The sequence below is a fragment of the Streptomyces sp. NPDC101225 genome, from assembly GCF_044767585.1.
Taxonomy (GTDB): Bacteria; Actinomycetota; Actinomycetes; order Streptomycetales; family Streptomycetaceae; genus Streptomyces.
The window spans coordinates 134,258-154,947 of sequence record NZ_JBIWOE010000021.1; the positions used below are offsets into that span (position 1 = coordinate 134,258).

14 protein-coding genes and 1 tRNA gene are annotated in these 20,690 nt (G+C 71.4%); 14 read left to right on the forward strand and 1 reads right to left on the reverse strand.

All coding sequences use genetic code 11. The features are described 5' to 3' along the window. Positions 1-94: 94 nt before the first annotated feature. Positions 95-382 (forward strand): Rv3654c family TadE-like protein, encoded by a 288-nt coding sequence (locus ACIRPX_RS27230; RefSeq protein WP_404199758.1) that lies wholly within the window; start codon positions 95-97, stop codon positions 380-382. Here the strand turns inward: ACIRPX_RS27230 and ACIRPX_RS27235 are convergent. Beyond that, positions 333-2,957, reverse strand: coding sequence for a DEAD/DEAH box helicase (locus ACIRPX_RS27235; RefSeq protein ID WP_404199710.1), 2,625 nt, complete (start codon positions 2,955-2,957; stop codon positions 333-335). The genes ACIRPX_RS27230 and ACIRPX_RS27235 overlap by 50 nt on opposite strands. Positions 2,958-3,038: 81 nt before the next feature. Between ACIRPX_RS27235 and bldG the strand changes: the two genes are divergently transcribed. From bldG to ACIRPX_RS27300, 13 genes are all read left to right on the forward strand, one after another. Further along, on the forward strand, positions 3,039-3,380 hold the full coding sequence (gene bldG / locus ACIRPX_RS27240) for an anti-sigma factor antagonist BldG (protein ID WP_003975386.1): 342 nt from the start codon (positions 3,039-3,041) through the stop codon (positions 3,378-3,380). Positions 3,381-3,501: 121 nt separating this feature from the next. After that, on the forward strand, positions 3,502-3,933 hold the full coding sequence (locus ACIRPX_RS27245) for an ATP-binding protein (protein ID WP_404199713.1): 432 nt from the start codon (positions 3,502-3,504) through the stop codon (positions 3,931-3,933). A 295-nt stretch (positions 3,934-4,228) separates the two neighbouring features. Next, positions 4,229-6,634: a sodium-translocating pyrophosphatase gene (locus tag ACIRPX_RS27250; RefSeq protein ID WP_404199716.1), complete on the forward strand. Its 2,406-nt coding sequence runs from the start codon at positions 4,229-4,231 to the stop codon at positions 6,632-6,634. Between the two features lie 192 nt (positions 6,635-6,826). Next, positions 6,827-7,417 carry a small secreted protein gene (locus ACIRPX_RS27255; protein WP_404199719.1) on the forward strand — a complete coding sequence of 197 codons (591 nt, stop codon included), beginning with the start codon at positions 6,827-6,829 and terminating at the stop codon, positions 7,415-7,417. 49 nt (positions 7,418-7,466) lie between these two features. Continuing rightward, entirely contained in the window at positions 7,467-9,011 is a 1,545-nt protein-coding gene (locus tag ACIRPX_RS27260; RefSeq protein ID WP_404199722.1) for a methyltransferase, read from the forward strand. A 29-nt stretch (positions 9,012-9,040) separates the two neighbouring features. Then, entirely contained in the window at positions 9,041-9,319 is a 279-nt protein-coding gene (locus tag ACIRPX_RS27265; protein WP_404199725.1) for a hypothetical protein, read from the forward strand. Between the two features lie 439 nt (positions 9,320-9,758). Beyond that, on the forward strand, positions 9,759-9,956 hold the full coding sequence (locus ACIRPX_RS27270; RefSeq protein WP_404199728.1) for a hypothetical protein: 198 nt from the start codon (positions 9,759-9,761) through the stop codon (positions 9,954-9,956). 247 nt (positions 9,957-10,203) lie between these two features. Continuing rightward, positions 10,204-13,023, forward strand: a complete 2,820-nt coding sequence (topA, locus tag ACIRPX_RS27275) for a type I DNA topoisomerase (RefSeq protein WP_404199731.1) — start codon at positions 10,204-10,206, stop codon at positions 13,021-13,023. Positions 13,024-13,146: 123 nt separating this feature from the next. After that, complete coding sequence (gene tmk, locus ACIRPX_RS27280; RefSeq protein WP_404199734.1) at positions 13,147-16,371, forward strand: dTMP kinase; 3,225 nt, start codon at positions 13,147-13,149, stop codon at positions 16,369-16,371. Positions 16,372-16,466: 95 nt separating this feature from the next. Next, on the forward strand, positions 16,467-17,672 hold the full coding sequence (locus tag ACIRPX_RS27285) for a DNA polymerase III subunit delta' (protein WP_404199737.1): 1,206 nt from the start codon (positions 16,467-16,469) through the stop codon (positions 17,670-17,672). Positions 17,673-17,769: 97 nt separating this feature from the next. Then, positions 17,770-19,359: an alpha/beta hydrolase gene (locus ACIRPX_RS27290; protein WP_404199740.1), complete on the forward strand. Its 1,590-nt coding sequence runs from the start codon at positions 17,770-17,772 to the stop codon at positions 19,357-19,359. A 107-nt stretch (positions 19,360-19,466) separates the two neighbouring features. Next, a tRNA-Thr gene (locus ACIRPX_RS27295) sits at positions 19,467-19,543 on the forward strand. 827 nt (positions 19,544-20,370) lie between these two features. After that, a partial coding sequence (locus tag ACIRPX_RS27300; protein ID WP_404199743.1) for a transposase occupies positions 20,371-20,690 on the forward strand: 320 nt, incomplete at its 3' end.

Consider the following 20,690-nt stretch of genomic DNA (forward strand, 5'->3'; position numbering starts at 1 on the left):
CGGTCGCGGGAGGCGCCGGTGGGTTCACGGGAGAGGCGGTGACCGCGGTTCCGCCTCCGTCTGGAGCATCGGTGCGATCGCCGTGCTGTGCGTGGTGTTCGGCGTCGTGCTGGCTCTCGGGCAGGCCGTCGTGGTCCGGCACCGCGCGGCGAGTGCCGCGGACCTCGCGGCGCTCGCCGCCGCGGACCGCTGGGCGGACGGCGGTCCGGCTGCCTGCGCCAGGGCGGGGCGGCTGGCCCGGGCTCAGCGTTCCCGGCTGGTGCGGTGCGTGGTCGTGGGCGAGATCTCGGACGTGACGGCGGCGTCGGGACGAGGTCCGTTCGCGGCGGAGGTCAGGGCACGGGCGGGGCCTGCGGGGCCGGCACCGCGGACGCCTCCGTGACGGGCCGCGGGCCGGGTGGCTCCTGCGGCGCCCCCCGAGCGGCACCCGCCCCGTCCGCCTGCTCGTCCTTGTCCGCCCCCGGCGCGGCATCTGCCCCGTCCGCCTGCTCGTCCTTCTCGGTCCGCTCCTGTGGTGCCCCTCGCAGCAGCACCGTCAGCAGCCGTACCGCCCCCCTCTTGTGCAGCGGGTCGTTGCCGTTGCCGCACTTGGGCGACTGGATGCAGGACGGGCAGCCGGCCTCGCACTCGCAGGAGGCGATGGCCTGGCGGGTGGCGGTGAGCCAGGCGCGGGCGGTGTGGAAGGCGCGCTCGGCGAAGCCCGCGCCGCCCGGGTGGCCGTCGTAGACGAAGACCGTGGGCAGGAGCGTGTCGGGGTGGAGGGGGACGGAGACGCCGCCGATGTCCCAGCGGTCGCAGGTCGCGAAGAGGGGCAGCATGCCGATGGAGGCGTGCTCGGCGGCGTGCAGGGCGCCGCCGAGGATCTCCGGGCCGATCCGGGCCTCGTCGAGCTGGTCCTCGGTGACCGTCCACCACACGGCGCGGGTGCGCAGCGTACGAGGAGGGAGGTCGAGCTTCGTCTCGCCCAGGACTTCGCCGGTGATGAGCCGGCGGCGCAGGAAGGAGACCACCTGGTTGGTGACCTCGACGGAGCCGTAGCACAGGCGGCCCGAGCCCCAGGGGATCTCGGTGTCCGTCTCCAGGACGGCGATGGACGTCGTGTCGCGGGCGACCGTCGAGTACGGCGGGCCGGCCTGCTCGACGAGGGCCACGGACTCGTCCAGGTCGAGCGAGCGGACCAGGTACGTCCGGCCCTGGTGGAGGTGGACCGCGCCCTCGTGGACGGCCGTGTGGGCGGCGCCCTCGTCGACCGTGCCCAGCAGCCGGCCCGTTCCGGACTCGACGACCTGGACCGGGCGGCCGCCCCCGCCGCGGATGTCGGTCAGGTCGGCGGCCCGTTCCCGGCGCGTCCAGTGCCAGGTCTTCGTCCGGCGGCGGAGCAGCTTGGCGGCCTCCAGCTGGGGGAGCAGGTCCTCGCAGGCGGGGCCGAAGAGTGCGAGGTCCTCGTCGGTGAGCGGCAGTTCCGCGGCGGCCGCGCACAGGTGCGGGGCCAGGACGTAGGGGTTGTCGGGGTCGAGGACCGTGGACTCCACGGGCTGGTCGAAGAGTGCCTCGGGGTGGTGCACGAGGAAGGTGTCCAGCGGGTCGTCACGGGCGACCAGGACGGCGAGGGCGCCCTGCCCGGCGCGGCCGGCGCGGCCCGCCTGCTGCCACAGGGAGGCGCGGGTGCCCGGGTAGCCGGCCATCACCACGGCGTCCAGGCCCGAGACGTCGATGCCGAGTTCCAGGGCGGTGGTCGCGGCGAGGCCGAGGAGCTCGCCCGAGTGCAGGGCCTGTTCGAGGGCGCGGCGCTCCTCGGGGAGGTAGCCCCCGCGGTAGGCCGCCACACGGCGGGCGAGGGAGCGGTCGACCTCGGCCAGGCGTTCCTGGGCGATCACGGAGATCAGCTCGGCGCCACGCCGGGAGCGGACGAAGGCGACCGAGCGGACGCCCTGCACGGCGAGGTCGGTGAGCAGGTCGGCCGTCTCCGCGGTGGCGGTGCGGCGGACCGGGGCGCCCTTCTCGCCCTGCATCTCGGTGAGCGGGGGTTCCCAGAGGGCGAAGACCAGCTCACCGCGCGGGGAGGCGTCGTCGGCCACCTCGACCACCGGGAGGCCGGTCAGGCGGCGGGCGGCCAGCGAGGGCTCCGCGGCCGTCGCGGAGGCCAGCAGGAAGACCGGGGAGGCGCCGTAGCGGGCGCACAGGCGGCGCAGCCGGCGCAGCACCTGGGCGACGTGGGAGCCGAAGACGCCCCGGTAGGTGTGGCACTCGTCGATGACGACGTACTTCAGCGACTTCAGGAAGGAGGACCAGCGGGGGTGGGACGGGAGTATGCCGCGGTGCAGCATGTCCGGGTTGGTGAGGACGTAGTTGGCGTACTGGCGGACCCACTCGCGTTCCTCGAACGGGGTGTCTCCGTCGTACACCGCGGGTCGGACGGCATTTCCCAGAGATTGTGAAAGTTCCTTCACCGATCGGCACTGGTCGGCCGCAAGAGCTTTCGTCGGAGCCAGGTAGAGCGCGGTGGCTCCGCGGCCGTTCGGGGCCTCGGAGCCGTCCAGGAGCGTCGAGAGCACCGGGACCAGGTAGGCGAGGGACTTGCCGGACGCCGTGCCCGTGGCGACGACGACCGAGTCGCAGTCCAGGGCGTGCTCGGCGGCGCGTGCCTGGTGGGCCCAGGGGTGCTCGATGCCGCAGGCCTGCACCGCGGCGAGGACCTCCGAACGAATCCGGTCAGGCCAGACGGCATGGCGGCCCTCGCGCGGGGGCAAGTGCTCCGTATGAGTGATGCGCGAAGCCCGGCTCGGCCCGGAGGCGAGCCGGCCCAGGACCGCCCCCGGTTCAGGCCGGGATGCGGGCCCCGTCGGGGATCGATCGGATCGGTGATTCTTGGCCATCGGCATCGAGTGTGTCACCGGCGTGACGGACAATGGGACCAAGGCGTCGTGCACGCCTGCCGTTAAGTGATTGAATGCCATCGCGGCTGGCGAACCGTTCCGGGGGCTGAAGCCGAGATGTCCCAAGGAGCGACCGCTCGATAGCAAGGTGCTGGAGGATCCGTGGACCTGTCCCTGTCGACCCGTACCGTCGGCGATCGTACGGTCGTCGAGGTCGGTGGTGAAATCGACGTATATACCGCGCCCAAGCTGCGCGAGCAGCTGGTCGAGCTGGTGAACGACGGGAGTTTCCACCTCGTCGTCGACATGGAGGGCGTGGACTTCCTCGACTCCACCGGGCTCGGCGTGCTGGTCGGCGGACTGAAGCGGGTGCGTGCCCATGAGGGCTCACTGCGCCTGGTCTGCAACCAGGAGCGCATTTTGAAGATCTTCCGCATCACCGGACTCACCAAGGTGTTCCCGATCCACACCTCGGTCGAGGAAGCGGTGGCGGCGACCGACTGACCACCACCGCCCCCTGGAGCGGGAAGGGATCGCTCCGGGGACGGAAGCAGCTTCATGGGGGGTCCGGGCTTTCGGCGGCCCGGTCCCCCCGACAGCACGCCCGTAGTTCCGAGGGGGACGCATGGCCACCGTTGAACTCCGCTTCAGCGCGCTGCCCGAGCACGTCAGGACCGCCCGGCTGGTGGCGGCAGCGGTGGCGCGCAGGGCCGGAGTGGACGAGGCCGTTCTCGACGAGGTCAGGCTCGCCGTGGGCGAGGCCTGCACCCGTGCCGTCGGACTGCACCAGAGCGCCGGGATCACGGCGCCGGTGAAGGTGCAGCTGGTCGAGGAGGAGAAGCAGTTCTCCATCGAGGTCGGCGACGAGGCGCCGCGTACGGCTCCCGGAGGCCGGGCGCCCGGCTCCCACGGTGACGACGTGGAGAGCGACGAGGACGAGATGGGTCTCGCGGTCATCAGCGGGCTCGTGGACGACGTCGAGGTCACCGCCGGTGAGCACGGCGGTCAGATCCGGATGACCTGGCCGACCACGCCGCCCGTCGCGGTGCTCCCCTGACCGCACCCTCATGGAAGTCCCAGGGCCCTGCTGAGCAGGGCCCTTGCTGTTTTTCGGGTGTTCCCGCGAATTCGTGAAGGAATTCACGATCAATCAGTCGATCATTTGATCAAGCATCAATCCAGGCGTCAATGCCTTTGGGGCATTACCTCTTTCGGGTCCTGTGGCCTGATGTCGATCATTTGCTGAAGAGCATGTGAAGGCTAATTCCGTTTACCGCGGACTGTTTTGATCAGGTTGCGGTACCTACAATCCGTCCACATCTTGAGCTCAGCCCAAGCGTCAAGGAGGACGAATGGCGGGGCTTTCTACCCCTCATCAGTTGGATCACCCCACTAACCTCGCAGCCGCCGTACTGACGGACGACAACCGGATCATCGTGATGATCATCGGGGTCGTCGCGCTGGCGGCGCTCGCGGTCGCCGGCGTCCTGGTGCGCCAGGTGCTCGCGGCGGGCGAGGGCACCGACAGCATGAAGGAGATCGCGGCGGCGGTCCAGGAAGGCGCGAACGCCTATCTGGCCCGGCAGCTGCGCACGCTCGGCGTATTCGCCGTCATCGTGTTCTTCCTGCTCATGCTGTTGCCCGCGGACGACTGGAATCAGCGCGCCGGGCGATCGATCTTCTTTCTGATCGGCGCGGCGTTCTCGGCGGCCACCGGCTATATCGGCATGTGGCTCGCGGTGCGCAGTAATGTCCGCGTCGCCGCGGCGGCCCGGGAAGCGACTCCCTCGGAAGGTGAGCCGGAAAAGGATCTCACCGCCGTATCGCACAAAGCCATGAAGATCGCTTTCCGCACGGGCGGCGTCGTCGGCATGTTCACAGTGGGGCTCGGTCTGCTGGGCGCCTCCTGCGTGGTGCTGGTGTACGCGGCCGACGCGCCGAAAGTGCTTGAGGGCTTCGGCCTCGGGGCCGCCCTGATCGCCATGTTCATGCGTGTCGGCGGCGGCATCTTCACCAAGGCCGCCGACGTCGGCGCCGACCTGGTCGGCAAGGTCGAGCAGGGCATTCCGGAGGACGATCCGCGCAATGCCGCGACCATCGCCGACAACGTGGGCGACAACGTCGGCGACTGCGCGGGCATGGCGGCCGACCTCTTCGAGTCGTACGCCGTGACCCTGGTCGCCGCGCTGATCCTCGGCAAGGTGGCCTTCGGCGACTCGGGACTCGCGTTCCCGCTGCTCGTACCGGCGATCGGCGTGCTCACGGCGATGATCGGCATCTTCGCCGTGGCGCCGCGCCGCTCCGACCGCAGCGGCATGTCCGCGATCAACCGCGGTTTCTTCATCTCCGCGGTGTTCTCGCTCGTGCTGGTGGCCGCGGCGGTCTACGCCTATCTGCCGGCGAAGTACTCGGACCTCGACGGTGTCACCGACGCCGCGATCCAGGCCAAGGACGGCGACCCGCGCATCCTCGCGCTCGTCGCGGTGGCGATCGGCATCCTGCTGGCCGCCGTCATCCAGCAGCTGACCGGCTACTTCACCGAGACCAACCGCCGTCCCGTCATGGACATCGGCAAGACCTCGCTGACCGGCCCGGCCACCGTCGTCCTCGCCGGTATCTCGGTGGGTCTGGAATCGGCCGTCTACACCGCCCTGCTGATCGGCCTCGGCGTCTACGGGGCGTTCCTGCTCGGCGGCACGTCGATCATGCTCGCGCTGTTCGCGGTGGCGCTGGCCGGCACCGGCCTGCTCACCACGGTCGGCGTGATCGTCGCGATGGACACCTTCGGACCGGTCTCCGACAACGCGCAGGGCATCGCCGAGATGTCCGGCGACGTCGAGGGGGCGGGCGCGCAGGTGCTCACCAACCTGGACGCGGTCGGCAACACCACCAAGGCCATCACCAAGGGCATCGCCATCGCCACTGCCGTCCTGGCGGCGTCGGCGCTCTTCGGGTCGTACCGTGACGCCATCACGACCGGCGCGCAGGACGTCGGCGAGAAGCTCTCCGGCAAGGGCGCGCCGATGAGCCTGATGATGGACATCTCGCAGCCGAACAACCTGGTCGGTCTCATCGCGGGCGCCGCGGTCGTCTTCCTCTTCTCGGGGCTGGCGATCAACGCGGTGTCGCGGTCGGCCGGGTCCGTGGTGTACGAGGTGCGGCGGCAGTTCCGCGAGAAGCCCGGGATCATGGACTTCAGCGAGAAGCCGGAGTACGGCAAGGTCGTCGACATCTGCACCAAGGACGCCCTGCGGGAGCTCACGACGCCGGGTCTGCTGGCGGTCATGGCACCCATCGCCATCGGGTTCACGCTCGGTGTCGGCGCGCTCGGGGCATACCTGGCCGGCGCGATCGGCACGGGCACGCTGATGGCGGTGTTCCTCGCCAACTCCGGTGGCGCCTGGGACAACGCCAAGAAGCTCGTGGAGGACGGCCACCACGGCGGCAAGGGCAGTGAGGCCCACGCCGCCACGGTGATCGGCGACACGGTCGGCGACCCCTTCAAGGACACCGCCGGCCCGGCGATCAACCCGCTGCTGAAGGTGATGAACCTGGTCTCGCTGCTCATCGCGCCCGCGGTGATCAAGTTCAGCTACGGCGACGACAAGAACATCGGCATCCGGATCATGATCGCGATCCTCGCCCTGCTCGTCATCGTCGGCGCGGTCTACGTCTCCAAGCGGCGCGGTATCGCCGTGGGCGACGAGCCCGGCGCCGAACGGGTGGCCAACTCGGCCGATCCCGCGGTGGTTTCGTAGGCGGTCCTACGAGGCCCGGCTCAAGGGACGGGCGGGAGACGCGTATTGACGCGTCACCCGCCCGTCTCGTGTGTTCACCCCCTCCCCGTGAGCCTTCTCTCGCCCGAAGCAAAAGGTGACAAAAGGTAATGGATCGGACGTTCGGCGTGCGGTTGCCGCGTGGGTGCCGTGTATGTTCCGGGGCCGAGAGCCATGGAAGGGACCGATCCGGTGAACAAGAAGCTCGCGGCCGCACTGTCCGGCGGTGCGGTACTGGTACTCGCGCTGTCGGGATGCAGCGGCGGCAAGGGCAACGACAAGCTGGACGCCTGGGCCAAGCAGGTCTGCGACGCGGTGCAGCCGCAGGCCAAGAAGATCGAGGCCGCCAACACCGCGATCCAGAAGGAGACGTCGGACAACAGCACGCCGGAACAGGTCCAGAAGACCGACGCGCAGGCCTTCCAGGACATGTCCGACGCCTACAAGGCGATCGGCGCCGCCGTGCAGAGGGCCGGCGCGCCGGACACCGACAACGGCGAGAAGAAGCAGAAGGACGCGGTCAAGGAACTCGACCAGATCTCCGCGTCGTACGCCTCGCTGAAGACGCAGGTGGACAAGCTCGACACCAAGGACCAGGCGAAGTTCGCCGACGGCCTCAAGGACATCGCGACCTCGCTGGACAAGCTCGGCAAGAGCGGGAACGACGCGCTGAAGACCCTGGAGGAGGGCGACGTCGGCAAGGCGATGGCGCAGCAGGAGAGCTGCAAGACCGCCTCCAGCTCGGCTCCGGCGACGGCGAGCTGACGCCGGGCAGGAGCTGCAGCCGGACCCCCGTCCCCGCCACAATGGGGGCGTGAGTACCTCAGGCCTGCCCTCGCTGCCCGCTGTCCCCGTCCCCGGCCGCCCCGACGTCGCCGCCCGGCTGCGGGACGCCCTGCTCGCGGCGTCCTTCACCGCCGACGGGCTGCTCGAGCTGCTCGGCGCCCCCGCGTACGCGGCGCTGGCGCGCAGCGAGACCGTGCCCGCGCTCAGGGCGACCCGCGGTGACACCCCGCTGGAGATCCTCGTCCGGCTCTTCCTGCTCCAGCAGCCGGTGCCGCACGCGCGCGTGGAGGCCGTACTGCCCGTCGCGGCCTGCCTGGAGAGCGGGTGGCTGGTGGCGGCCGGCGCGGACGAGGTCGCCGCGACCGTGGACGTACGGCCCTACGGGGGGCCCGACGGCGAGGACTGGTTCATCGTCTCCGACCTCGGCTGCGCCGTCGGCGGCGCCGGCGGCATCGGCAGCCGTGAGGAGGGCGTCGTGCTCGGCGTGGGCGGGGCGTCCACGACCCTGGCGGGCATCACCGTCCGCACGCCCGTCGCCGCCGCCCTCGACGTCGGCACCGGCTCCGGGATCCAGGCGCTGCACGCCGCACGGCACGCCACGCGCGTGACGGCGACCGATCTCAACCCGCGCGCGCTGCACATCACGGCCCTCACCCTGGCCCTCTCCGGCGCCCCCGCGGCCGACCTGCGCGAGGGCTCGCTCTTCGAGCCGCTGCGCGACGACGAGACGTACGACCTGATCGTCTCCAACCCGCCCTTCGTGATCTCGCCGGGCGCACGGCTGACCTACCGCGACGGCGGGATGGGCGGGGACGACCTGTGCCGCTCGATCGTCCAGGGGGCGGGGGAGCGGCTGAACGAGGGCGGATTCGCGCAGTTCCTCGCCAACTGGCAGCACGTCGAGGGGGAGGACTGGCAGGACCGGCTCCGGTCGTGGGTGCCGCGCGGGTGCGACGCCTGGATCGTGCAGCGCGAGGTGCAGGACGTCACGCAGTACGCCGAGCTGTGGCTCAGGGACGCCGGTGACCACCGGGGCGACCCGGCCGAGTACCAGGCGCGCTACGACGCATGGCTGGACGAGTTCGAGGCGCGCAAGGTGCGGGCCGTCGGCTTCGGCTGGATCACCCTGCGGCGCACCGGCGCGGCCGAGCCCTCGGTCACCGTCGAGGAGTGGCCGCACCCGGTCGAGCAGCCGCTGGGCGAGACGGTACGGGCGCACTTCGACCGCATCGACCATCTGCGGGCGCACGACGACGCGGCCCTGCTGGAGGGGCACTTCAGGCTTGTCGCCGAGGTCGTCCAGGAGCAGGTCGGGCTGCCTGGCGCCGAGGACCCGGAGCACGTGGTGCTGCGGCAGAACCGCGGCATGCGCCGGGCCACCAAGGTGGACACGATCGGCGCGGGCTTCGCCGGTGTCTGCGACGGCACGCTCAGCGCGGGCCGCATCCTCGACGCGATCGCCCAACTGGTGGGCGAGGACCCGGTGCTGCTGCGCGACCGCACGCCGGCGCAGATCAGGATGCTGGTGGAGCAGGGGTTCATCGAGCCGGTGCGAGCCGCGCGCCACGGCTGAGGCCTCGCCACGGCTGAGGCCTCCTGCCCGTGGCAGGTGCGAAGCTCCCTCTCGCGCGCACGGCGGGACACCGCGTCGGCATCCTCCACCGGGATGTGAAACCGGCCAACATCCTTCCGGCGCCCGGCGCCCGCGCGAGCCGGAGCGGGGAGGCCGTCGGCGCGCTGCCGGACGCGAAGCGCTACGCCGTCCTGCCGACCCGGGAGGGGCTCACCCCGGCCGACAGCGGTACGCCATCTCCCGTACTCGGCCGGCATGCCGCGACAGGCGTCGGTCCGATGAGCGTCGGTGATCGCTGGGACTGCTGAGGAAGTCCGGAACGGTCAAAGGCGCCGTTCATCGACCGCCCAGAACCCCGCACCGAGCAGATCGTCGGGTCCGTACCGGCCCCCGGCGGAATGGGCCGCAAGAACGCCATCGACAACGCGAACAAGCTCTGCGGCAACAAATTCGAGTCGACCTTGGCGTTTACCTCCCGCGCCCGGCGCCGTCCGAGCCTCCGGGACCAAGACCAGGACCAAGACCAGGACCAAGACCAGGACCAGAACCAGGACCGGGACCAGGACCGGGACCAGGACGGCGACCGGGGCAGGGGCGGCGGCACGGCCGGAGCCGGGCCGCGGCCGTGGGGTGACCGCACGGGTCCGTCGGCTCCCCGTTCACCCCGGGTTCGCCTGTGCGCCGCCCGTGCGTGCCAGTCTCGCGGGACCGGGCACTCGCGAACGGGAGAAAAGGGGCACGGGAGCCATGGAGAGCGGACCGGCGATCTTCGCCGGAGTGGTGTTCGCCCTGTTCGGAGGGGCGCTTCTGGTGTGGACCGTGGCCCGGGTGCGGCACGGCGAGCCTGTCGCGCACGGTGTGAGCCCTGTCGCATCGGCGACTCTCGCGAGTGTCGCCTCGGTGATCGCGCTCGTTCTCGGATTCTGGTGCTTCACGCGGGTCTGAAAGCCGCCCCGGAGCTGCGGCTCCGATAATTGAGAGGTGATCCTCCGGACCGGCTCGAAAAGGCCGGCGGGTACTCCGGGCGGCAGGAATGGCGGAAGTCGGGTTACCGTTCGAGTGGCCGTTGCGGGCTTTTCCCGTTTGACACGGGGGCGGGATGTACCGTCACACTCCGCAGCGTCACCACGACCCGACCCCGGGACGAACACTCCCGGGCAGGCCCCAGCGTCGACCGGAGAGAAGAGCGAAGTTGTCCCCGACCAGCGAGACCGCACAGGGCGGCCGCCGACTCGTCATCGTCGAGTCGCCTGCCAAGGCGAAGACGATCAAGGGCTATCTCGGCCCCGGCTACATCGTCGAGGCCAGCGTCGGGCACATCCGTGACCTTCCCAACGGCGCCGCGGAGGTGCCCGAGAAGTACACCGGCGAGGTCCGCCGCCTCGGCGTGGACGTCGACCACGACTTCCAGCCCATCTATGTCGTCAACGCCGACAAGCGCGCCCAGGTCAAGAAGCTCAAGGATCTGCTGAAGGACTCCGACGAGCTCTACCTCGCCACCGATGAGGACCGCGAGGGCGAGGCCATCGCCTGGCATCTCCAGGAGGTGCTCAAGCCCAAGGTCCCGGTCAAGCGCATGGTGTTCCACGAGATCACCAAGTCCGCGATCCAGGCTGCCGTGGCCAACCCGCGCCAGCTCAACCAGCTGCTGGTCGACGCCCAGGAGACCCGCCGCATCCTCGACCGCCTCTACGGCTACGAGGTCTCTCCGGTCCTGTGGAAGAAGGTCATGCCGCGCCTGTCGGCCGGCCGCGTCCAGTCCGTCGCCACCCGGCTCGTGGTGGAGCGCGAGCGCGAGCGCATCGCCTTCCGCTCGGCCGAGTACTGGGACCTGACGGGCACCTTCGCGACCGGCCGTGCCGGAGACCCGTCGGACCCGTCGTCGCTGGTCGCCCGCCTGCAGACCGTCGACGGCAGGCGCGTGGCGCAGGGCCGCGACTTCGACTCCCTGGGCCGGCTGAAGGGCGCGAACACCCTCCACCTCGACGAGGCGAACGCCCGCGCGCTCGCCGCCGCCCTGGAGCACACCCGGTTCTCGGTGCGGTCCGTCGAGTCGAAGCCGTACCGCCGCTCGCCGTACGCCCCGTTCCGTACGACGACGATGCAGCAGGAGGCGAGCCGCAAGCTCGGCTTCGGCGCGAAGGCCACCATGCAGGTCGCGCAGAAGCTGTACGAGAACGGCTACATCACCTACATGCGTACGGACTCCACGACGCTCAGCGACACCGCCGTGAACGCCGCCCGCGCCCAGGTCACCCAGCTCTACGGGGCCGACTACCTGCCGGCGCAGCCGCGGACGTACGCCGGGAAGGTCAAGAACGCGCAGGAGGCGCACGAGGCGATCCGGCCCTCGGGTGATCGTTTCCGCACGCCCGCCGAGACCGGCCTGACCGGCGACCAGTTCAAGCTCTACGAGCTGATCTGGAAGCGCACGGTCGCCTCCCAGATGAAGGACGCGACCGGCAACTCGGTCACGGTGAAGATCGGCGGCGCCGCGGCCGACGGCCGGGACGTCGAGTTCAGCGCGTCCGGCAAGACGATCACCTTCCACGGCTTCCTCAAGGCCTACGTCGAGGGCGCCGACGACCCGAACGCCGAGCTGGACGACCGCGAGCGCAGGCTGCCGCAGGTCGCCGAGGGCGACGCCCTCACGGCCGAGGAGCTCACCGTCGACGGCCACGCGACCAAGCCGCCGGCCCGGTACACCGAGGCCAGCCTGGTCAAGGAGCTGGAGGAGCGCGAGATCGGCCGCCCGTCGACGTACGCGTCGATCATCGGCACGATCCTCGACCGCGGCTACGTGTTCAAGAAGGGCACGGCGCTCGTCCCGTCCTTCCTGTCCTTCGCCGTGGTCAACCTCCTGGAGAAGCACTTCGGGCGGCTCGTCGACTACGACTTCACCGCCAAGATGGAGGACGACCTCGACCGCATCGCCCGCGGCGAGGCACAGGCCGTGCCGTGGCTGAAGCGGTTCTACTTCGGCGAGACGGTGCCGGGCCACAACGGCACCGCGGCCGAGGCGGGCAACGGCGACGGGGACCACCTCGGCGGCCTCAAGGAGCTGGTGACCGACCTGGGCGCGATCGACGCGCGCGAGGTCTCGACGTTCCCCGTGGGCAACGACATCGTGCTCAGGGTGGGACGCTACGGCCCCTACATCGAGCGCGGCGAGAAGGACTCCGAGAACCACCAGCGGGCGGACATCCCCGAGGACCTCGCCCCGGACGAGCTGTCCGTGGAGCTCGCCGAGGAGCTGCTCGCCAAGCCGAGCGGCGACTTCGAACTGGGCAGCGACCCGCAGACGGGCCGCCAGATCATCGCCAAGGACGGCCGTTACGGCCCGTACGTCACCGAGGTGCTCCCCGAGGGCACCCCGAAGACCGGCAAGAACGCCGTCAAGCCGCGTACGGCCTCGCTGTTCAAGTCGATGTCGCTCGACACGGTGACGCTCGAGGACGCGCTCAAGCTGATGTCGCTGCCGCGCGTCGTCGGCGCCGACGCCGAGGGCCAGGAGATCACCGCGCAGAACGGCCGCTACGGGCCCTACCTGAAGAAGGGCACGGACTCGCGCTCGCTCACCTCCGAGGAGCAGCTCTTCACCATCACCCTCGAAGAGGCGCTGCAGATCTACGCGCAGCCCAAGCAGCGCGGCCGGGCCGCGGCCAAGCCGCCGCTGAAGGAGCTGGGCACCGACCCGGTCAGCGAGAAGCCGGTGGTGGTCAAGGACGGCCGCTTCGGTCCGTACGTGACCGACGGGGAGACCAACGCGACCCTGCGCTCCGGCGACAGCGTCGAGACGATCACCCCGGAGCGCGGCTTCGAACTCCTCGCGGAGAAGCGGGCGAAGGGCCCCGCGAAGAAGACCGCGAAGAAGGCGGCCGCGAAGAAGGCCCCGGCCAAGAAGGCGACGGCCGCCAAGAAGACCGCCGCGAAGAAGACGACCACGAAGACGGCCGCCAAGAAGACCGCCACCAAGAAGACGGCGGCTTCGAGGACGGCGACGGACGACTGAGCCGGTACGCCTTCTTCACGGAGACTTCGCACCACGCGCACCCCGATATCGCTTTGGTGTCGGGGCGTGCGCACGTCCGGGCGCGCCCCGCGGGCTGTCGGTCGGTCCCGATAGGCTGAACGCATGACGCGTGCCGAGCAGCCAACGGCCCATCACCCGGCCCCCGACGACGCCCTTGCCGCGGACTCCCGTGAGCGCGCCGTCCGCTCCCTGCTGCGCCGACCGCAGTTGCGGCGGCTGTGGAGCGCACAGCTCGTGGGCGGCATCGGTGACACCCTCGCCCTCCTCGTGCTGGTGCTCCTCGCCCTCCAGGCGGCGATCAGCCAGGGCTCGTTCGGCGGTGGTTATCGCGGTGTGGCGTTCGCGGTGGCGACCGTTTTCGGAGCGCGCATCCTGGCGACGCTGCTGTTCGGGGCCGTGCTCCTCGGGCCGCTGACCTCGCTCACCTCGCAGGAGGGTCCGCTCGACCGCCGCTGGACCATGGTCGGTGCCGCCGGACTGCGCGCCGCGGTGCTCATCGTCGCCCCCCTGTGGATCGACTGGACACCCGAGAACGCACTGGCCCTCCTTCTCGTCAGCACCTTCGTGACCGGGGTGGCCGAGCGCTTCTGGACGGTCTGCCGCGAGAGCGCGGCGCCCGCGCTGCTGCCCGCCCCGCCCCCGGAGGGGGCGACGGTACGGCCGCTGCCGGACCACCTGGACGCGCTGCGCCGCCTGTCACTGCGCACGAGCTTCGTGGCGATCCCCGCCGCGGCCGCCGTGCTGGTCGTCGCGGGACTGCTCAACAACCTCCTGGGCACCGGGATCGACTGGTTCGAGCAGCACCAGGCGGCACTCGCCTCGTACGTCGCGGCCGGGCTCTTCGCCGCGTCCCTGTCCGTGCTGACCTACCTGGAGCTGCCCGACACGCGCACGCCCCGCGCGCGCTCCCCGCTGGAGGGGCTGCGCCGCCCGAAGACGGGCACGGGCGTGGACAAGGGCCGCACGGGCGCCATCCCGCTGCTGGTACTCGCCTGCGCCGCCGTCGCGGGCGCGATCTCCGCGGCCGTCGCGGTCTGCGTGCTGCACGCCAAGGACCTGGGCGGCGGCCCGGTGCTGTACGGGCTGCTGGTGTTCGCGCTGACCGGCGGTGTCGTCGTCGGCATCCGTACGGCCCCCTCCCTGCTGCCCGCCCTGTCGCGGCGCCGCCTGCTCGCGCTCGCGATCGCCTTCACCGGCCTCGCGCTGCTGGCCGCCGGGCTCGTCCCGGACGTCACCACCGTGCTGCTCATCGTCGCGCTCGCCGGCGTGGGCGCGGGCGTGGCCGCCAACACCGGGCACACCCTGCTCGACCAGGAGGCCGAGGACTACCGCCGTACCCGGACGACCGAGCACCTGCACGCGGTCGTCCGCGTATGCGTGGCGCTCGGCGCGGTGATCGCGCCCGTGGTGGCGGCGGCGATCGGCCCGCACCGCCTGGAGAACGGCAGGTTCGTGTTCGCACACGGCGGCGCCGCGTTCACGCTGATGCTCGTCGGCGCGCTGCTGCTGCCGGTGGCCGCGCTGGTCCTGGCGAAGGTCGACGACCGCTCGGGCGTGCCGCTGCGGCACGACCTGCGGGACGCGCTGCTCGGCGGCGACGACCCGCTGACGGCGCCCGCCACGAACGGCTTCTTCATCGCCCTGGAGGGCGGCGACGGAGCGGGCAAGTCCACCCAGGCCGAGGCGCTCGCCGAGTGGATCAGGGGCAAGGGCCACGAGGTCGTCCTGACGCGTGAGCCGGGTGCGACCCCCGTCGGCAAGCGGCTGCGCTCGATCCTGCTCGACGTGTCGAGCGCGGGGCTCTCCCACCGCGCGGAGGCGCTGCTGTACGCCGCCGACCGCGCCGAGCACGTGGACACCGTGGTCCGGCCCGCGCTGGAGCGCGGCGCCGTCGTCATCACCGACCGCTACATCGACTCCTCGGTGGCCTACCAGGGGGCGGGCCGCGATCTGTCCCCGACCGAGATCGCCCGCATCAACCGCTGGGCGACCAACGGCCTCGTACCGCATCTGACCGTGCTCCTCGACGTGTCGCCGGAGATCGCGCGCGAGCGGTTCACGGAGGCGCCGGACCGGCTGGAGTCGGAGCCGGCCGAGTTCCACGCACGCGTGCGCTCCGGCTTCCTGACGCTGGCCGCGGCCGACCCCGGGCGGTATCTGGTGGTGGACGCGGGCCAGGAGCCCGAGGCCGTCACCACCGTCGTACGGCACCGGCTCGACCTGGTGCTGCCGCTGTCCGAGGCCGAGGTGAAGGCCCAGGAGGAGGCCCGAAGGAAGGCCGAGGAGGAGGCGCGCAGGAAGGCCGAGGAGGAGGCCGCGCGCAAGGCCGAGGAGGAGCGGCTGGAGCGCGAGCGCAAGGAGCAGCTCGAGCGGCTGCGCGCCGAGGAGGAGGAGCGCAAGCGGCGCGAGCTGGAGGAGGCGCAGCGCCGCGAGGCCGAGCGGCAGGCGGAGGAGGCGCGGCTGCGGGCCGAGGAGGCGCGCAAGCGTGCCGAGGAGGAGCAGGCACGGCTGCTCGCCGAGGAGCAGGCGCGCGCCGAGCAGGAGGCCCTGCGCAAGGCCGAGGAGGCCCGGCGCCGCAAGCAGGCCGAGGAGGAGGCCCGGCTGCATGCCGAGGCCGAGGCACGGCGCCTGGAGAAGCAGCGCAAGGCCGAGGAGGCGCTGCTGCGGGCCGAGGAGGCCCGGCGGCTCGCCGAGCAGGCCGCGGCCGCCGCGGAGGCGGGACCCCGGAAGCCCGGGACGCCCGCGGCTCCGCCGGAGGCGACGACGGTGCCGACGCCGGTGGTGACGCCGACGAACGCGTCGGGCGGGCCCGTCGACGAGACGGCGGTGCTGCGGCCGGTGCGCGGGGACGGACGGGCCGGGGCGAAGGCCGGCGGGCGCCCGGCCGCCGAGTCCGAGTCCGAGGTGACGGCGCAGCTGCCGCAGCCGCCGGCCCCCGAGGACGCCGCGGAGGAGACGGCGGTGCTGCCGCCCGTCGCGCCGGGGGCGGCCGACGAGACGGCCGTGCTGCCGCCGGTGGCTCCCGGGCCCGAGGAGGAGACCGCCGTGCTGCCGCCCGTGCGGGACGACGACCCCGCGCACCGGGTGCCGCCGGGGTACTTCCGGGAGGAGCAGGACCGGGCGCGGCCGGAGGAGGCCGACGACCGCACGCGTGAGATGCCGCAGATCGGTGCGGAGGAGCCGCGGCGCCGGGCCCGCCCGGACTGGGCCGAGGAGACCCCGCTGGACGATCTGCCGACGCTGGCGGACGAGCTGCTCGGCCCGCGGGACGACGAGCAGGAGGAGGACCAGGGCCGGGGCAGGCGCGGCCGGGGGCGCCGGGGCTGAGGACGGGGCCCGCGCCGCCGGTGCGCCCGTTGTCAGTGCCGCCCCGCACAATGGATCCCGCAACGTGACGTGTGACGAAGGGGCGGGGTGACCTCATGACCGTCTGGGACGACCTCGTCGGCCAGGAGAAGGTGGCCGGGCAGCTCGACGCCGCTGCCCGGGACGCCGACGCGCTGGTCACCGCGGCCGCTGCCGGTACGCCGCCGCCCGAGGCGTCGAAGATGACCCACGCCTGGCTGTTCACGGGACCGCCCGGTGCGGGCAGGGCCCAGACGGCGCGGGCGTTCGCCGCCGCGCTCCAGTGCGTGAGCCCCGACCGCGCGCTCGGCGGGAGTCCGGGGTGCGGCTTCTGCGACGGCTGCCACACCGCGCTCGTCGGCACGCACGCCGACGTCACCGGCGTCGCCGCCGTCGGCTCGCAGATCCTCGCCGAGGACATGCGCGACACCGTCCGCAAGTCGTACACGTCGCCGGCGAACGGCCGCTGGCAGATCATCCTCGTCGAGGACGCCGAGCGGCTGAACGAGAAGTCGGCCAACGCCGTCCTGAAGGCCGTGGAGGAGCCGGCACCCCGCACGGTCTGGCTGCTGTGCGCGCCCTCGGTCGAGGACGTCCTGCCCACCATCCGCTCCCGCTGCCGCCACCTCAATCTGCTGACGCCGTCGGTGGACGCCGTGGCCGACATGCTCGTACGGCGCGAAGGCGTCGAACCGGCCGTCGCCGCCGCCGCGGCCCGCGCCACGCAGGGGCACGTCGACCGGGCCCGTCGGCTGGCCACCGACCCGGCCGCCCGCGAGCGCCGCGCCACCGTGCTGAAGCTGCCGCTGCGGGTCGAGGAGATCGGCGGCGCGCTCAGGGCCGCCCAGGAACTCGTCGACGCGGCGGCCGAGGACGCCAAGCAGCTCGCCGAGGAGCGGGACGGCAAGGAGGCCGACGAGCTGAAGGCGGCCCTGGGCGCGGCCCAGGGCGGCCGGCTGCCCCGGGGCACGGCGGGTGTGATGAAGGACCTGGAGGACAAGCAGAAGCGCCGCAGAACGCGCACCCAGCGCGACAGCCTGGACGTCGCCCTGACCGATCTCACCGGCTTCTACCGCGACGTCCTCGCCCTGCAGCTCGGCTCCCGGGCGGCGATCGCCAACGCGGACGCGGAGGACACCCTGGAGCGCTTCGCCCGCGGCAGCTCGCCGGAGTCCACCCTCCGCCGTATCGAGGCGATCTCCGCCTGCCGCGACGCCCTCGACCGCAATGTGGCCCCGCTGCTGGCGGTGGAGGCGATGACGATGGCGCTCAGAGCGGGCTGACGGCGCGGGTGGGCAAGGTGCGTTGACGTTGTCATTCGTACGAGCCACTGCATGCGCGGACAGCGATCGTGCGGCTGCGCAGAGTTACGCTCGCCGCATGTACCTCAGGCGCAGTTCCCGTCCCCGTCGGCCCCGCACCGTCGCCGCCCTTCTCGCGGCCGCCGCGCTGCTCGTCTCCGCCTGCTCCTCCGGCGGCAGCGCGGACACCGCCGCCGGTGACCACGCGGCACAGGCGGCACTGGCCGCGCTGCCGCAGTCGACGCCGTCCGCCCTGACGCCGTACTACCGACAGAAGCTGAACTGGCGCAGCTGTGGTGTGCCGGGCTTCCAGTGCGCCACGATGACGGCGCCGCTGGACTACGCCCGGCCGGACGCCGGGGACGTGCGGCTGGCGGTGGCCCGCAAGAAGGCCACCGGCCGGGGCAAGCCGCTCGGTTCGCTGCTCGTGAACCCCGGCGGGCCGGGCGGCTCGGCGATCGGGTACCTCCAGCAGTACGCCGGCATCGGCTACCCGGCGAGTGTCCGCGCCCGCTACGACATGGTCGCGGTCGATCCGCGCGGCGTCGCCCGCAGCGAGCCCGTCGCATGCCTCGACGGCCGCCAGATGGACGCGTACACGCAGACGGACAACACCCCCGACGACCGCAAGGAGACGGACCAACTCGTCGCTGCGGACAAGAAGTTCGCGAACAGCTGCGAGAAGCGCTCCGGGAAGCTGCTGCAGCACGTCTCCACCGTCGAGGCGGCCCGCGACATGGACATCCTGAGGTCGGCGCTGGGCGACGCGAAGCTGACGTACGTGGGGGCGTCGTACGGGACCTTCCTCGGCGCGACGTACGCCGGGCTCTATCCGGGCCGGGTGGGGCGCATGGTCCTGGACGGCGCGATGGACCCCACCCTGACCTCGCTGCGGATGAACCTCGACCAGACGGCGGGGTTCGAGACGGCGTTCCAGTCCTTCGCGAAGGACTGCGTGCGGCAGTCCGACTGCCCGCTCGGCCACAAGGGCACCTCACCCGCCCAGGTCGGCAGGAACCTGAGCGCCTTCTTCAGGAAGCTGGACGCGCACCCCGTCCCCGCTGGCGACGCCGACGGCCGCAAGCTCGGCGAGGCGCTCGCCACGACCGGCGTGATCGCCGCGATGTACGACGAGAGCTCGTGGGGGCAGCTTCGCGAGGCGCTGTCGTCGGCGATGAAGGAGGACGACGGCGCCGGGCTGCTCGTCCTCTCCGACAGCTACTACGAGCGCGAGGCCGGCGGCCGCTACTCGAACCTGATGTTCGCCAACGCCGCGGTGAACTGCCTGGATCTGCCCGGCGCCTTCTCCGGTCCCGGTGATGTGCGCAAGGCGCTCCCGGCGTTCGAGAAGGCGTCCCCGGTCTTCGGCGAGGGTCTCGCCTGGGCCGCCCTGAACTGCGCGTACTGGCCGGTGAAGCCCACGGGCGCGCCGCACCGCATCGAGGCGAGGGGCGCCGCCCCGATCGTCGTCGTCGGCACCACCCGCGACCCGGCCACGCCGTACCGCTGGGCCCGGTCCCTGTCCCGCCAGCTCGCCTCGGCCCGGCTCCTGACATACGTCGGCGACGGCCACACCGCCTACGGCCGCGGCAGCACCTGCATCGACTCCGCGATCGACGCCTACCTGCTGCAGGGCACCCCTCCAGCCAAGGGAAAGCGCTGCTCGTAGCGCCGCCCCCGGCCCCGCGGCCGCCCGCCCCGGGGCCGGTACGGAGCACCCCTCGAAACTGTGTAGACTTACCGACGTTGCTGATCGCACCATGGTGCGGACAGCGCGCCGCCTTAGCTCAGATGGCCAGAGCAACGCACTCGTAATGCGTAGGTCTCGGGTTCGAATCCCGAAGGCGGCTCCAAGGTGAACCGCAGGTCAGGCCTCTGACCTGCGGTTTCTTTGTTTTCTTGACCTTGGAATGTGTCTGTCGAGGGTCTTTTGACCTGCGTTCGACAGAAGTCGGTTCGCCTAGAGACACAAAGTGGGCCATGACCTGCAACTCCATCACCTCCCGCCCGAATTATCCGTGTCTCTAGGCGCTGGCATTCCCGCTGGTCAGGGGACTGGCGAGAGGGGCGTGATTCTCTGACAATGCCGCGAGATTCGAGGATGATTCATCACATTTTGTCACCTTTGCGGGCCCGTCTCGGCGAAGCGCGACGGGGCTCGAAGTGCGCTATGTGATCGGGTAGCGTGGTGGCAACGCCCCAGCATCAAGGGGTCACTTGGCGGCCGCCACCGCGCTGACCAGCGAGAATGTCAGCGCCTAGAGACACGCCTCCTCTCCATGACCTAATGCATCCCCCCTGGTCAGACCGCATCTTGTGACTCTATGTGATGGGAATTCTGTCGAACCCAGGTTTGAGGCTGTGCATGGAATGCGTAGGTCAGCGACGCGGCGCACCTTCGGTGCGCGCCGGGGGCGTGGTAAATCCTGTGGTGCGCGCCGAAGGTGCTTCTGTCTGCCCTGACGGGGGCTGATGTCGGTCCGGGACGCTGGTGAGGTTCGTTCCGGCCGAAACCGATAGCTCTGTGATGCCGGTGAGCTCGCAGGTCAGCGTGGTACTGGGGGCCGTCCACGGGAACCGTGGAGTGTTGCTCTGAGCACGTGCGTCAGAATTCCTGATTCACCTTGGCCCTCCCGGAACGGCGTACTGCTCGGACGCCTGGCAAGGGAGGGATCGGGACGTGGACGTGCTGCACGAACGCTGTGCCGGTGTGGACATCAGCAAGAAGGACGCCAAGGCGTGCGTCCGCACCCCAAGCGCCAAGCGGCGGGGGTCTTTCGCCACCGAGACCACCACCTGGGGATCGACGACGAACGCGGTGCTCGCCCTGCGCGATCACCTGCTCGCCGCCCAGGTCACCCTGGTCGTGATCGAAGCGACCTCGGACTACTGGAAGCCCTTCTACTACCTGCTGGCCGACGAGTTGAACGTGATCCTGGTCAACGCGCGGCAGGTCAAGAACCTGCCCGGCCGCAAGACCGACGTCTCGGATGCAGCCTG